The 15,140-nt window shown below is 60.1% G+C and carries 11 protein-coding genes; 7 read left to right on the top strand and 4 right to left on the bottom strand.

Annotation, left to right across the window (positions count from 1 at the left end):
• Nucleotides 1–191: 191 nt before the first annotated feature.
• The 4 genes from AC13C0_RS03120 to AC13C0_RS03135 all read right to left on the bottom strand — a co-directional run bounded on the left by AC13C0_RS03120 (nucleotide 192) and on the right by AC13C0_RS03135 (nucleotide 5,220).
• Nucleotides 192–2,243 (bottom strand): TRAP transporter large permease subunit, encoded by a 2,052-nt coding sequence (locus AC13C0_RS03120; protein ID WP_482953949.1) that lies wholly within the window; start codon nucleotides 2,241–2,243, stop codon nucleotides 192–194.
• 15 nt (nucleotides 2,244–2,258) lie between these two features.
• The gene (locus AC13C0_RS03125; protein WP_482953950.1) at nucleotides 2,259–3,269 is read right to left on the bottom strand and encodes a putative solute-binding protein; all 1,011 of its coding nucleotides are present in this window, start codon (nucleotides 3,267–3,269) and stop codon (nucleotides 2,259–2,261) included.
• A gap of 58 nt (nucleotides 3,270–3,327) precedes the next feature.
• The gene (locus AC13C0_RS03130) at nucleotides 3,328–4,392 is read right to left on the bottom strand and encodes a hypothetical protein (protein WP_482953951.1); all 1,065 of its coding nucleotides are present in this window, start codon (nucleotides 4,390–4,392) and stop codon (nucleotides 3,328–3,330) included.
• Between the two features lie 198 nt (nucleotides 4,393–4,590).
• Nucleotides 4,591–5,220, bottom strand: coding sequence for a TetR/AcrR family transcriptional regulator (locus tag AC13C0_RS03135; RefSeq protein WP_117617851.1), 630 nt, complete (start codon nucleotides 5,218–5,220; stop codon nucleotides 4,591–4,593).
• Between the two features lie 148 nt (nucleotides 5,221–5,368).
• Between AC13C0_RS03135 and AC13C0_RS03140 the strand changes: the two genes are divergently transcribed.
• The 7 genes from AC13C0_RS03140 to AC13C0_RS03170 all read left to right on the top strand — a co-directional run bounded on the left by AC13C0_RS03140 (nucleotide 5,369) and on the right by AC13C0_RS03170 (nucleotide 15,083).
• Complete coding sequence (locus tag AC13C0_RS03140; protein ID WP_117617852.1) at nucleotides 5,369–7,165, top strand: acyclic terpene utilization AtuA family protein; 1,797 nt, start codon at nucleotides 5,369–5,371, stop codon at nucleotides 7,163–7,165.
• A 150-nt stretch (nucleotides 7,166–7,315) separates the two neighbouring features.
• The gene (locus AC13C0_RS03145; protein ID WP_482953952.1) at nucleotides 7,316–8,182 is read left to right on the top strand and encodes an SDR family oxidoreductase; all 867 of its coding nucleotides are present in this window, start codon (nucleotides 7,316–7,318) and stop codon (nucleotides 8,180–8,182) included.
• 10 nt (nucleotides 8,183–8,192) lie between these two features.
• Nucleotides 8,193–9,809, top strand: a complete 1,617-nt coding sequence (locus tag AC13C0_RS03150; protein WP_482953953.1) for an acyl-CoA carboxylase subunit beta — start codon at nucleotides 8,193–8,195, stop codon at nucleotides 9,807–9,809.
• A gap of 188 nt (nucleotides 9,810–9,997) precedes the next feature.
• Nucleotides 9,998–11,158: a citronellyl-CoA dehydrogenase gene (atuD, locus tag AC13C0_RS03155; RefSeq protein WP_482953954.1), complete on the top strand. Its 1,161-nt coding sequence runs from the start codon at nucleotides 9,998–10,000 to the stop codon at nucleotides 11,156–11,158.
• 157 nt (nucleotides 11,159–11,315) lie between these two features.
• Nucleotides 11,316–12,134, top strand: coding sequence for an enoyl-CoA hydratase/isomerase family protein (locus AC13C0_RS03160; RefSeq protein WP_482953955.1), 819 nt, complete (start codon nucleotides 11,316–11,318; stop codon nucleotides 12,132–12,134).
• Nucleotides 12,135–12,288: 154 nt separating this feature from the next.
• Nucleotides 12,289–14,259, top strand: coding sequence for an acetyl/propionyl/methylcrotonyl-CoA carboxylase subunit alpha (locus AC13C0_RS03165; protein ID WP_482953956.1), 1,971 nt, complete (start codon nucleotides 12,289–12,291; stop codon nucleotides 14,257–14,259).
• Nucleotides 14,256–15,083, top strand: coding sequence for an SDR family oxidoreductase (locus AC13C0_RS03170; protein ID WP_482953957.1), 828 nt, complete (start codon nucleotides 14,256–14,258; stop codon nucleotides 15,081–15,083). The genes AC13C0_RS03165 and AC13C0_RS03170 overlap by 4 nt, the downstream gene beginning before the upstream one ends.
• Nucleotides 15,084–15,140: the final 57 nt, after the last annotated feature.

The following is a 15,140-nucleotide window of genomic DNA, read 5'->3' on the forward strand; positions in this document are numbered from 1 at the left end:
GATGGACACCCTTGCCGTCCGGCTAGTGGTTCCCCTTACCGGGCCCACAGGGGACTTGCACCCCCAAGTCATCCGGCCAGCACCACCTGTACCGGAACAGCGCCCGTCAAGGCGCTACGCGCCATGCCTGGCGCACCAAAAAAAGCCGCCTGAAGTTCCCTCCAGACGGCTTGCAAACTAGCCTTCCAACATCACAGCGCGTAGAACAGCATCGGCACAAACGCCACCAGCAGCAATGTCGGCCCCATCACCGCCAGAGGCAGCAGCAAGCGCTCGTAGCGGTGCCAGAAAGAGCCTGTGCGCTCGGCCGCCAATACTTCCGTCTCGCCCACCACCTGGCGGGTCAGCAGGTGGTTCAGTGCCACCGGCGGGCTCAGGTAACCGAGCTCGAACGCCACCAGGCAAACAATCCAGAAATGCAGCGGATCAATCCCCAATTGAATAGCCGGCTGGGCAATGGTGGCCGATACCAGAATCACGGCGCCGAACGGATCCATAACCATGCCGATGGCAGTGAGCATCACCACGATCACCAGCATGGCAATCCACGGGCTGGTCAGGCTCTCCGGGAACAGGGCGTGGACGATGTCCGAGCGTTCAAGAATCCCGCCAAGGCTGATTGAAAAACCGATGAGGGCCAGCAAGGCACCGATGTGGACGGCGGAGTCGCTGGCGGCAGCGGAACTCCGGTTCCAAAACGCTTTCAGGCGGGTTTCATCATCGCCCCGGCTGTCCCGGTTGGCATCCAGAAAAACCAGCGCCAGCATCACCAGTGGCAGGATCAGCGGCGCGCTGTATTCATTGAACCGAAGCCCGAGTACTCCCCAGATCGCCAGAATGACACCGGCGGCAACCAACACGTAGGGTAACAGTGGTTTCATCTGGAGGATCGATGCGCGGAACGCCCCGGGCGCGGGCCTGGGTTTCCAGTTTCCCTCGGTTTTGCAGACAACCAGGGAAAACAGCGTGGCTGACATGATGAATACCCAGAAACCCCAGCCATACATTTCCGTGGTTGTGACTTCCTTGTTCAGTGCGGCGACCACCACAATCAACAGGCATGGATTGAGCACGACACCCAGGCTCCCCGACATGGCCGTCGTGGCCAGGGAAAGCTGGCGCCCGGCGCCAGCGCGGCGGAGTTCGTCGTAAACCACACCGCCCACGGCGAGAATAAATATCCCCGAGGCGCCGGTGAACGCGGTGGGAAAGGCGGTTGCAAAAATAATCACAGACGCCAGCATGGGCGCCGGAAGATTCCAGGGTTTGATCACGTCCAGCAGCAGCTCTGGCAGGCGGGTCTGCTTCAGGACCATACCCACCAGAACATACAGGCCGATGTTGATGAACATCGAGGACAGGTTCGACATCATCCCGAAGTAGATGGCGAGGCCGGAGGCGTAGCCATCCACCAGGAAGAAGTAACTCATGGCAATCAGGCCCATGACGCTGTACAGCGGCAGGACCAGCCCCGAGGATAGCGCAAGACTTCCCGCCCGCATCCGTTCCGGCACGTTCACAAAACGCACCGCATTGATCACCATGAACAGGCCAAACACAGCCGCCCAGGCGTACTGGAGCTGGCTCGTCGATTCCGATCCCGGCGAACTGGCCAACTGGCCAAGATAGGCATTCAGAGACGCCACCATCAGCCCGTTTACGGCAAACTGCACACCCTGACTCAACCGCCACTCAGCGCGATTCCGGGGCAGACGCAACGCGATATGGTCGGCATCCAGGGCCGCGACCGCCGCCGCCAGGGCGAACATGGCGATGAACAGATACTTGGTGAGTTCAATGTTTTCCAGCAGGAAATCCGCCAGCCCCTGCTCCACACTCTTGAACACCCCGAGGGCCGGGGTGGCGTGCTTGAGATTCTGTTGGTAAGCCACGTACTCCTGATTACAAAGCTCAAGGTTGCGCTCAAGGGAGGTCCGAACAGCCTCCGGATTGGGCGGCGAACTGAACAAATCATCCGGATCGGGCTTGTAGGCTTCCACCCGTTTGCGCACTTCGGCGTCAACGTCCATTTCCAGCTGACAGGTCGGCTCGGTGGCGTCGGGGTTCAGCAGGTAATAGTTTGGCCAGGTCTGCTCACCGACCCACAGCAGGCGGGAGTGGAGTGAATTACCCATTCCCAGAACAAGCGTGGAAAGCAGCAACAACAAGAGTACTGCCCCGTGCAGCCGGTGCACGGGGTACAGGGTCCTGACCGCCGGGGCCGTCAATGCGCGCCAGTTCATAGCCGTTGCGCCCCTTTATTCGCGATTGGCCGAGGTGCACTCGGACGCTGACGGGTTGCTGGCGCAACGGATCCTGCTGAGCAATCCAAGCATCTTGGGGTGGTAGACATCCGGCGCCCCGTTGACGCCGTCGCGCATCTCAATCCGGTTCTGGCGGAACATCTCCTGGTAGCCCTGAATATCCTTTTCCGGGATGCGAATCCATTTCTCCTCCGGAATCGCCTGTTCCTGGCTGGTGATCAGGTTCATGGCCTGCGGGAGCATGTCCCAGGCGACTTCCCGGGCCTTCTGGGATGTGTCATCGGCGAGTACATCTTCCCGCGCAATGATCTGAATGGTCAGCTGTGCCAGCGGATAATCCACTATGCCGCCCCTGTCGCCGACCCCCTTGTAGAGCTCCAGCGCCTCATAGGCAAAAGCGGGCGCATAGGCGGTATCCACGGACCCGTTGTTGAACTTGCCCGCAAAATTCGTGATGTCCGAAGGCACCACCGTGGCCTTAATAAAGTTCACCATGTGAATGGCGTCTTTCTGATAATCCAGTGTTGCCATACGCTTGCCGGCCAGCTCGCCGGCGGTGTCAATGCTGCGGTCATTCACGAACAGGTAACCGGCACCAACAGGGATAATACCCAATACCTCATAGCCATTGGCTTTCATGAGGGGAGCCGCTTTGGGCTGGGCCAGTGTCGCCAGCAGGGTCTTGAGGTCATCGTAGGTGGGGATGGCGCCCACCGCGCTGACACTGCCGGTAAACCTGTTGAACGGGCGGGTGCGAATGTCCGTGGCGGCCACCGCATCGCACTGGCCGGCATTGAAATCCCCGACGGCGACGCCTTCATCGGTGTAGGGTTTGAGCTCGAAATCGACGCCGTGCGCCTTCATTTCCAGCGCATAGTCCTTGATCATGTTGTAGACATCGCCATTGGCGCCAATCACATCGAAGACACACATCTTCACAGTCTGGGCTGAGGCAATGGGTGCAATGGCAGCGAGAGTCAGAGCGGCAACGGATTTTCGGATCATAACGACCTCCGGGTCATTGTTGTGGTTATAGGTAATCAGAAGGCTTCGGACACCTGCCTCAGAGCAGGTCGTCCAGATTCATGGTTTCAACATTTTCCGTACCCTGGTCCGGGCTCATTTTTCCGAAGGAACTTTGCGGGGTGCGATGGCCGTAACTGGCGGTCCAGTGCTTGTCTGATGAGAACCGGATAACACCCGCCGCCACTTCATCCACCAGGCGGTACTCTTCCCACACATCAAGCCGGTCTTCGGCGGCGGCAAAGCGGGCAATGGTATCGGCGAGGATATCCGGTCGGCCAAAGGTTTCAGCCGCCACCGCCTCAACCGCCAGGGACGCACGGATACCAGCCTGGACACCCAGTTCCGAGCTGTGTTCGAGAACACTCCAGGGATCCGGCGAGAGTTCAGGGCGGGTATCCGGCAACAACAGCCAGACCAGGGCCCGAATGGCATTGGGCAACCCACCCCACTTTTCATTGTCAACGCAGGTCGCTGCCCGCTCGGCCTGGGGCGCGATGCTGCGGGGGATACCCGCCATGGCCCCTGAATTGGCATCATTGACGATGGCCTGCATGCCCGTCAGCAGGCCCAGCAGGAAGGTGATTTCATCCTGCTCGTTGAACAGGAAAGGGCATTCGACAGGTTCTGCAGCCGGGTCGAAATCGTAGGCTGCCATCGCACGATTAAACGCGCGATACCGGCGTTCTGCGGTTTTCGCGTTCAGCCGTTTGGCTTCTTCCCGGGCATCTTTGGCCGCGGGCACTTTGCCTGCATAATCGGCTCGCAGGTAGGCAAGCTCAGCCTCCCAGGCACGGTATTCCATGCAGTTTGCAGCCAGCAGCATCAGGAGGGAACCGGTGCTGTCCGGCGCCTCGGTAACGCGGGAAAACGAATAAAGCAGTGGGTCGACGCCTTCACCCAGGGCACAGGCCATTTCCGGATCCGACATCTGCATCACATAGGGTGTGGCTTCGCCTTCGGAGTAACCAGAGAGCACAACACCGGTCGTGGTGTAAATGGGGTTGGCTGAACAACCTGCCAGCGCGGCCACTGCCGCGAATGTGAGAGCCTTCAGGCGCGCGGCCGCCAGGTGCGGTGCAAGCCTTGCCAGTGAGAAGATCATATTTCACCCTGCGTTTCGTTGTTTTTGTAAGCCCGATCTGAATCTCGGTTTTTATCAACGGGTGCAAGAATGCGGCGAAAACTGTCCTACAAAAATGGCTCGAATGCCGACTCAGTCATGCCGATCAGGCCAATGGCCCGAAAGGAAAGGAAGGGAATTCATATTTTCTTCATTTAAAACAGGAACTTTCTGAAAGGGTCAACTGCTCTTCAGGGCCATCATCGCCATGACCTGATCCGTCAACCCGTCCAGCGTAAGGCCTCCACGCTCGGGTTTGTACCAGGTAACCGTCCAGCTAAGGGCGCCAGTTAACATCCGGCGCACCACGAAGGGTTCCGCCGCCAGGGCCCCTTCTCTTCTCAGGGATTCCAGCACATCCAGCCAGAGTTTCTCGTAAATATCCCTCAGTTCCAGCACGTCAGCCTGGGACGAAGCCGAGAGGCTTCGCCATTCAAAAACCAGCACCGCCATGGCCTCACCGGTCTGTCCGTTGATCGACTCCAGCTCGGCCCGGATCAGCCCCCGGAGTTTGTCGGAGCTGGATTCGGCAGCTTCGAGTGCCGCTTGCATCAACGCCGTATTCAGGCGGATGGTTTCCACCATGACTGCCTTGAGAATTTCTTCCTTGGTCCGGAAATGGTGGAACAGGCTGCCAGACTGAATACCGACTGCAGCCGCCAGATCCCGCACCGTTGTCCGCTCATACCCCTTTTCGCGAAACAGCCTGGCCGCTTCTGTGAGCAGGCGGCCCCGGGCGCCGTTGGGATCGGACACAAGGTTGTCGGCTATCAGGCACTGGAGAATCTGGTTCTGGCTCACTAACGCTATCCGGTTGACACTAAGACCCCTAATTCTACCTTAAACTTGCCTGTTTACAAACCAAGCGCTTGCTTGGTATTGTCAGTTTCATCTTTGGATAACACTGCCAGACCCAGAGCCTCGCTCCGGGCTGGCGACAGCAGACAAGGCAAACAAGATGGCCGATTCCCCGAAAACCGTCCGCATCGGATGCTCCGCCGCTTTCTGGGGCGACACGGAAACTGCCGCGGCGCAGCTCGTTCGCCAGGGCAATATTGATTACCTGGTGGCCGACTATCTGGCGGAAATCACCATGTCGATCATGGCCGGCCAGAAAATGAAGGATCCGACCCAGGGTTACGCACGGGATTTCGTCCAGACAGTCATTGGCCCCCTGCTCGGTGACATCAAAGAAAGAGGCATTCGGGTGCTGGCCAATGCCGGCGGCGTAAACCCAGTCGCCTGTCGCGACGCCCTGCAGGAGCTGTGCGAGAAAGCGGGCGTGGAGATGAAGATTGCCCTGGTGCTGGGCGACGACCTGCTGTTGAAAAAGAAGAAACTGGCCGACGCCGGCATTACCGAAATGAGTTCCGGTCAGCCCATGCCGCCAATGATGGTGAGCCTGAACGCCTACCTCGGAGCGCCAGGCCTGGTGGCGGCCCTGGAACAGGGCGCCGACATTGTGATTACCGGGCGGGTGGCGGACAGCGCCCTGGTGCTGGCGCCGCTGGTCCACGAATTCGGCTGGGGCTGGAACGACTTCGATAAACTGGCCCAGGGCAGCCTGGCCGGACACCTGCTCGAGTGCGGCGCCCAGTCCACCGGTGGTAACTTCACGGACTGGGAAGAGGTGGCCGGAGGCTACGCGAATATGGGCTTCCCCATTGCCGAGGTGAGTGCTAACGGCGATTTCCTTATCACCAAGCCCGACGATACCGGCGGCCTGGTCAGCCGGGGCACGGTGGCCGAGCAACTGGTCTATGAGATTGGCGATCCGAGAGCCTACCTGCTTCCGGATGTCACCTGCGATTTCACGGCTGTCGAGCTGGAGGAAACCGACACCGACAGGGTTCGGGTTCGGGGTGCCCGGGGACTTCCGCCAACAGACAGTTACAAGGTTTCCGGCACCTGGCCGGATGGCTTCAAGTGCACGGTCACTTTCCTGCTGGCCGGCATGAACGCGAGGGCCAAGGCGCAAACCGTGGCTCAAGCCATACTGGCAAAGACCTCGCGCATGTTCGGCGAGCGTGGCCTGCCCGATTACAGCGAAACCAGTATTGAACTGCTGGGGACAGAAACCACCTACGGCGCCCATGGCCGGGGCGGAGACTGCCGGGAAGTGGTGGTCAAGATCAGCACCGCCCACCCGAAGAAGGAGGCTCTGGTGCTGTTTTCCCGGGAAATCGCCCAGGCCGCAACGGGCATGGCCCCCGGGATTACCGGGATTGTCGGCGGCCGGCCTACCGTGTGGCCCAAAATCCGTCTGTATTCCTGCCTGGTGCCGAAAACCGAAGTGTCGGTTTCAGTGGACCTGAACAACGGCAAGCAACCGGTGGTGACAGGTACGGGCGGCGGCTTCGATCCAAACCAGCTTCAGACTCAGTCATTCAGCAGCAAAGCACCGGCAACCGACACAACGGTACCTCTGGTCAGACTGGCCTGGGCTCGCAGCGGCGACAAGGGCGATCACAGCAATATCGGCGTGATCGCCCGGCACCCGGAGTATGTGCCGTTTATCGAAGCGGCCCTGACGGAGTCCGCCGTGGCCGATTGGATGGCCCATACCCTGAATCCGGAGACCGGCAAGGTGACCCGTTGGGCGCTGCCGGGTTTCCATGCGTTCAATTTCCTGCTGGAGCACAGCCTGGGCGGCGGCGGTGTCGCCAGCCTTCGAATTGATCCCCAGGGCAAGGCGTTTGCCCAGCAACTACTGGAGTTTCCGGTGCCGATCTCTTCAAGGATCATCAACAAATAAACAAATGGAGCATGCACTGAGGCAGGGAGGGCTTTCCGGGACACGCTGTAAATACGTCCATGTACGCTTGAGCGCAGCTTCCCTGCTGCGCACAGTCCCGGAAAGCCCTCCCTGCCTCAGCGCCCGAACATCGATAAGGGTCTTCCACGTATGAGCTATCAATCAGTTTTTCATCCAGACTTGTTCAAGGACCAGGTGTTTATCGTCACTGGCGGCGGCTCCGGCATTGGTCGGTGTACCGCCCATGAACTCGCCGCGCTGGGCGCGAGGGTTGCCCTGGTGGGCCGTAAGGCTGAAAAAGTGGAGTCTGTTAAAGCGGAGATCACGGAAGACGGCGGCATGGCTTCCGCCCATGTCTGTGATATCCGGGAGGAAGAGTCGGTTAAAGCAACCGTGAAGGCGATTATTGCCGAACATGGCGGCCTGAACGGCCTGGTCAACAATGCCGGCGGGCAGTTTCAGGCGCCGCTGACCGGGATCAACCAGAAAGGCTGGGAAACAGTGGTGCGTACCAATCTCACCGGCGGTTTCCTGATGGCTCGGGAAGCCTACACCCAGGTGTTTTCCAAAACCGGGGGCGCGATCGTCAATATTGTTGCCGATATGTGGGGCGGTATGCCGGGCATGGGCCATTCCGGCGCAGCCCGGGCGGGGATGGTGAATTTCACCCAGACAGCGGCGGTTGAATGGGGTGCTTCCGGCGTTCGGGTGAACGCGGTTGCTCCGGGCTGGATTGCTTCCAGCGGCATGGACAATTATCCCGAACACATGAGGCAGTGGATCCGCAGCCTTGGTGACAATGTGCCCATTAAGAGACTGGGTACCGAGTCTGAAGTCAGCTCCGCCATCTGTTTCCTGCTCAGCCCCGGTGCGGCGTTTATCAGTGGCGATTGCCTGCGAATCGACGGCGCTGCATCCCAGGGTGGCCGGGTCTGGCCGCTGCCGAAAGCCAGGAACAATCAGCCGTACAACGGCTTTCACCGCGCCATTACCCCGAAAGTGCTGAGCGACGACTGAGGAACAGATCATGCAGGTACTTGAGTCCACCGTAAGCTCCCGGTCTGATGATTTTCGCGCCAACGCCGGGGCCATGGAAGCTCACATCACCACCTTCCGGGAAGTGGAGCAGAAGGTTCTGGACCTGGCGGAAGCCGCCCGGGAAAAGTTCACCAAACGGGGCAAGCTGCTGCCCCGGGACCGCATCAACCGTTTGCTGGACCGCGGCACGCCCTTTCTGGAACTCTGCTCCCTGGCCGGCTACAAGATGCATGATGACAAGGACGGCAGCATGGCCGGTGGAGGAATCATCGCCGGTATTGGCTGTGTCAGCGGCGTCCGGTGTCTGGTGGTGGCCAGCAACAGCGCCATCAAGGGCGGCACGATTACCCCGGCCGGCCTGGACAAAACCCTGCGCCTTCAGCAAATCGCCATGGAGAACAAACTCCCGGTGGTGTCCCTGTCCGAAAGCGGCGGCGCCAACCTGAACTATGCCACCGACATCTTTGTGCTCGGCGCCCGGGGCTTTGCCAACCAGGCCCGCATGTCCGCTGCCGGCATTCCGCAGGTAACCGTGGTCCACGGCAACGCCACGGCAGGCGGCGCCTATCAGCCGGGCCTTTCCGACTATGTCATCGCCGTGCGCGACCAGGCTAAGATGTTTCTTGCCGGCCCCCCTCTTCTCAAAGCCGCCACCGGCGAAGTCGCCACCGACGAGGAACTCGGCGGCGCAGAAATGCACGCGCAGGTGGCCGGCACCGCCGAATACCTGGCGGAGGACGACGCCGACGGCATTCGCCAGGCCAGAAACATCCTCGAAGCCCTGCCCTGGAACGAGCAGCTGCCTCCCGAAAGGGAACTGACCTGGAACGAACCACTCTACCCGGCCGACGAGCTGCTGGGCATTATTCCGGCGGATTCCAAAAAGCCCTACGACGTTCGCGAAATTCTGGCCCGCATCGCCGACGGTTCGAAGTTCATGGATTTCAAAAATGAATTCGACGACCAGACGGTTTGCGGCACCATCCGGATTGAAGGCCACTCAGTTGGCATTATCGGCAACAACGGCCCGATCACCCCGGCAGGTTCCGCCAAGGCCGCCCAGTTCATACAGCTCTGCGACCAGGCCGGCACACCATTGCTTTTCCTGCACAACACCACGGGTTTCATGGTGGGCACCCACTCGGAGCAGAACGGCATCATCAAGCACGGCTCGAAAATGATCCAGGCCGTAGCCAATTGCAGGGTACCCAAGGTCGCAATCGTGATCGGCGGTTCCTATGGTGCAGGTAACTACGCAATGTGCGGGCGCGGCCTGGACCCGAGGTTTATCTTCGCCTGGCCTAACAGCCGGACCGCGGTCATGGGCCCGGCCCAGGCGGGCAAGGTGATGCGCATTGTGGCTGAAGACAAGCAGCGCCGGGGTGGCCTGGAGCCGGATCCGAAGACACTGGAATTTCTGGAGCAGGCGACGGCCAGGAAACTGGAGGAAGGTTCGACCGCGTTGTTTGGCACGGCGCGGTTGTGGGATGACGGGCTGATTGATCCGCGGGATACCCGGCGGGTTCTGGCGGTGGTGTTCTCGGTTTGCCGGGAAGCCGAGGCTCGGCAGTTGCGGCCCAATACCTTTGGGGTGGCCCGCCTGTAGGCATTCGAGCTTTGGGGCAGGAACCGGTTTCAGAAAATGTAGAGGGCCAAGGATGGCCCGAAACAAGCGCACATGGACGTGCTTGTAGCGGTTTTCTGAAACCGGTCCCGCACACACGCCGACCAAGTTAAAGAACGTGCACCAACACAAAGAAGGCACGAACTTCCTATAACCAGGAGAACAAGAACGTGAAATTCACAGCTGAACACGAAGCCCTTCGAAAAACCGTCCGCGATTTCGTCGAGAAGGAGATTAATCCCCATTGCGACGAATGGGAGGCGGCCGGGGAGTTCCCGATTCATGAGCTGTTCAAGAAACTCGGTAACCTTGGGCTTCTGGGCATCCAGAAGCCGGAAGAGTACGGCGGTATGGGGCTGGATTACAGCTACAACCTGGTCGCGGCAGAGGAGCTCGGCATGGCCCATTGCGGGGGTGTGCCCCTGGCCATCGGGGTTCAGACCGACATGTGTACGCCGGCCATTTCCCGGTTCGGTTCCGATGAACTGAAACGCGGCTTCCTGGCCCCGGCTATCGCTGGTGACATGGTGGGGTGTATCGGCGTCAGCGAGGTTGGCGCGGGCTCTGATGTGGCGGGGATGAAAACCACCGCGAAGAAAGACGGTGACGACTACATCATCAACGGCTCCAAGATGTGGATCACCAACAGCCCCAAGTCTGACTTTATCTGCCTGCTGGCCAACACATCAGACGACAAGCCCCACAAGAACAAATCCCTGATCGTGGTGCCTACTAAAACACCCGGGATATCCTTCAGCCCGCACCTGAACAAACTGGGCATGCGCTCCTCGGAAACCGCCCAGATTTTCTTTGACGACGTGCGCGTGCCCCGGCGTTACCGCATTGGCGCGGAAGGTACCGGGTTCATGATGCAGATGCTGCAGTTCCAGGAGGAACGCCTGTGGGGCGCCGCTAACGTGATCAAGGCTCTCGAGAACTGTATCACCAAGACCATCGAGTACTGCCGCGAGCGCAAGACCTTTGGCCAGCCGCTGATCGACAACCAGGTCATCCACTTCCGCCTGGCTGAGCTGCAAACCGAAGTCGAAGCCCTGCGCGCCCTGACCTACCAGGCCTGTGAACTCCACGTTGAAGGCAAGGATGTGACCCGCCTCGCCTCCATGGCCAAGCTCAAGGCCGGGCGCCTGGGGCGTGAGGTAACGGACAGCTGCCTGCAGTACTGGGGCGGTAACGGCTACATGTGGGACAACCCGGTTTCCCGCGCGCATCGGGATGTGCGGTTGGTGTCCATTGGGGGTGGTGCCGACGAAATCATGCTCGGGATTATTTGCAAGATGATGGGGACCCTGCCAGGCAAACGGAAAGACTGATTTCGGGCCTTGGTGGAAGGCTTATCAGGCCGGGTCAGGCTTCCGGGACACGCCGTGAATACGTCCCTGTAGGCTTGATCGCAGCATCCATGCTGCTCACAGTCCCGGAAGCCTGACCCGGCCTGACAAGCCCCAGACATTTGTCATGGAGTCATTTATGGATCAGCTACCACATTGCGAAACACTGCTTCTGGAAAAACAGGGCCCTACCCTGTTTATCACCATCAACCGCCCGGACGTTCGCAACGCCATGAGCCTGCAGATGGTGGCCGAACTGTCCACGGTGTTTTCCCAGATCGAAACCGACCTGCACATCCGCGCCGTCGTGATCCGGGGTGCCGGTGGTCATTTCTGTGCCGGTGGCGATATCAAGGACATGGCCGGGGCACGAGGCCAGAAAGCCGCTGAAGGCGAGGCCGACCCGTTCTATCGTCTGAACAGGGCGTTCGGCCAGATGATCCAGCAGGTAAATGAATCCTCGAAAGTAGTCATCGCGGTTACCGAAGGTGCGGTCATGGGCGGTGGGTTCGGCCTGGCCTGCGTTTCAGACGTCGCCATCGCCGGGCCGTCGGCAAAATTCGGCATGCCCGAAACCTCCCTCGGCGTTATTCCCGCCCAGATCGCCCCGTTTGTGGTTGAACGCATCGGCCTTACCCAGGCCCGACGGCTGGCTTTACTGGGCTTGAGAATCGGCGCGAACGAGGCTTGCAGCCTGGGAATCGTCCACCAGGCCGCAACCTCAGACGACGAACTGCAAGAGATGCTCGCAAATGCTCTGGACCGTGTTCGCCAGTGTGCGCCAGTTGCCACCGCTGAAACCAAGGCGTTGCTACATCGGGTTGGGCATGAGCCGATGAGCGGTTTGCTCGATAACGCAGCGGAAAAGTTTGCCGAAGCCATTCGGGGAAGCGAGGGGACGGAAGGCACCGTGGCCTTCATGCAAAAGCGTCCAGCCGCCTGGGCAGGCAATTCCTGATAATTGCGGAGCGCGGGAGGTAGGATTTCTCTCCAGAAAATGTTGGAGGCCATGGATGGCCGGAAACAAGCGCACAGGGACGTGCTCGTAGCGGTTTTCTGGAGAGAAATCCGACCTCCCGTGCGGCCCCACACCCAAGCAAGAGAACAAGAACATGCTAAAGAAACTGTTAATAGCCAATCGGGGCGAAATCGCAGTTCGGGTAATCCGTACAGCCAAAGCCCTGGGTTACCGCACCGTGGCGGTCTACTCCGAGGCCGACGCCAAAGCCCTGCACGTGGAACTGGCCGACGAAGCCGTCTGCATTGGCCCGGCGCAGGTATCCGCCTCTTACCTCAACAGCGGTGCCATCCTCGATGCCGCCCGCAAAACCGGTGCTGACTGCATCCACCCGGGTTATGGCTTCCTGTCTGAGAATGCCGCCTTCGCCACCGCCTGCAAAGACGCCGGCCTGGTATTCGTTGGCCCGCCAACGGCCGCCATCGAACTGATGGGCAGCAAACGGCGCTCCAAAATTGCCATGCAGGAAGCCGGCGTTCCCGTGGTTCCCGGTTACGAAGGCAACAACGCCAGCGACGACGAACTCATCGCGGCGGCCAAGGATATCGGTTACCCGCTGATGATCAAAGCCTCCGCCGGCGGCGGTGGCCGCGGCATGCGCCTCATCGAGAGTGAATCCGAACTGGCCGGGAACATAAAACGGGCACGTTCCGAATCAAAACAGGCCTTTGGCGACGACGAACTGATTCTCGAGAAAGCCGTTATCGAACCCCGCCACGTGGAAATCCAGGTGTTCGCTGATCGGAACGGCAACGCCGTTTACCTCGGCGAGCGGGACTGCTCCGTTCAGCGGCGGCACCAGAAAGTGGTTGAGGAAGCCCCCTCCCCTTTCGTGACACCCGAACTTCGCAAAGCCATGGGCGAAGCCGCCGTCAAAGCCGCCCTGGCCTGTAATTACGAAGGCGCCGGCACAGTCGAGTTCCTGGTGGACAAGAACCGGAATTTCTATTTCCTGGAAATGAACACCCGCCTGCAGGTCGAACACCCGGTCACCGAGCTCATCACCGGTCAGGATCTGGTCGCCTGGCAGCTTACCGTCGCCGAGGGGCTGCCACTGCCACTGGGCCAGGACGAGATCAGCCTGAACGGCCATGCCATCGAGGTACGGCTTTATGCAGAGGATCCTGCCCATGGCTTCACACCCCAGACCGGCCGCCTGTATGCATTTATACCGGCCGAGGGCGAAGGCCTTCGGTTCGACACCGGCGTACGCTCCGGGGACGCCATCACGCCCCACTACGACCCGATGCTGGCAAAGGTAATCGCCTGGGGACAGAACCGTGATGAAGCCCGGCGCCGCCTGATCCGGGCGCTGGAGGACACCAGGGTATTTGGCGTTATCACCAACCGCTATTTCCTGAGCCGGATCATTGCCAACGAGACGTTCGGCGCAGGCGAAGCCACCACGGCCTTCCTGCAGCAGACGTTCAGCAACGATCCGTCGCTACAGCCCCAGACCCCCGATATTCGCCAGCTGGCCCTGGCCGCGTGCGTGCTCGACCAGGGTAAGTCAGGCCAGGCCGCCTGGAGCAATGCCCCGGCCACCATGACCCCGATCAAGCTGGAAACCGGCGACACTATCGTTGAGTTACTGGTCACCCGCAGCGGCAACCAGTTGTCTTTCAGCCTGAGCGAGACCCGGCATACCCTGATGCTTGAAAGCCAGCGTGATGGCCTTTTATGCATTATCGACAACGGCGTTCGTCAGACCTGCCAATATCACCGCCAGGGCGATTCCCTATATTTGCAGGCGTTCGGGCAGTCCTGGTCAGTGCGGGACATTACCCACCAGCCGGCAGCGGGCGCCAACGGTGCCGGCAGCGGCCGTATCCAGGCAACGATGGACGGCGCTATCATCGATGTGCTGGTGGAAGTTGGCCGCAGGGTTCGCCAGGGCGATACGCTGGTGATTCTGGAAGCCATGAAAATGGAACACCCGGTGAAAGCAGACCGCGATGGCGTAATCGGCCTGGTGCACGCCAGCAAGGGTGACCAGGTAAAACGGAGCCAGTTACTGGTTGAAATCACCGCAGACGAAACCACCGAACAGGAGAACAACCCATGAACACTTTACATGACCGGACCGTTTTTATTACCGGCGCCAGCCGTGGCATTGGCCGGGCCATTGCCCTCGCCTGTGCCCGACAGGGAGCCAATGTGGTGATTGCCGCGAAGTCGGACACACCACACCCGAAGCTCCCCGGCACCATTCACAGTGTGGCAGAGGAAGTACGCGAGGCCGGTGGCCAGGCATTGCCCCTGGTTCTGGATGTGAGGGATGAGAAGCAGATTCGCCAGCGTATTGATGAAGCCGGCGAGCATTTCGGGGGCATCGACGCCCTCGTGAACAACGCCGGCGCGATCCGGCTGACGGGGGTGGAAAATCTCAAGGTCAGCCGTTACGACCTGATGCATCAGGTCAACGCCCGGGCGGTGATGGCATGCAGCCAGGCAGCCTTGCCCTGGCTGAAGCAGTCAGACCGGGCCCATATCCTGAGCCTGTCGCCGCCCCTGAACCTGAACACCCGGTGGTTTGCCCAGTACGGCCCCTATACTACGACAAAATACGCCATGACCATGCTGAGCCTGGGCATGGCCGAAGAATTCAGGCGCTACGGCATTGCCGTTAACACCCTGTGGCCGAAAACCTTGATAGCCACAGCGGCCATCGAGTTTGAAGTGGGCGGCCCGCAAATGATGGCCCAGGGCCGCAAGCCGGACATTATGGCCGATGCCGCTGTCAGCATTTTAAGCCGCTCGGCCGATACCATGACCGGCCAGAATCTGATCGACGAAGACCTGCTCAGGAAGGACGGCATTAACGATTTCGAACATTACCGGTACGCACCGGGCGACAAGCCGCTGTTGCCGGACCTGTTCCTGGATTAGTGTCCCGGGGCATAGGTTGTTTCGGGGCTCGACGTTAGTACGATAATAAACAGACAA

The organism is Marinobacter sp. B-21, from assembly GCF_056857895.1.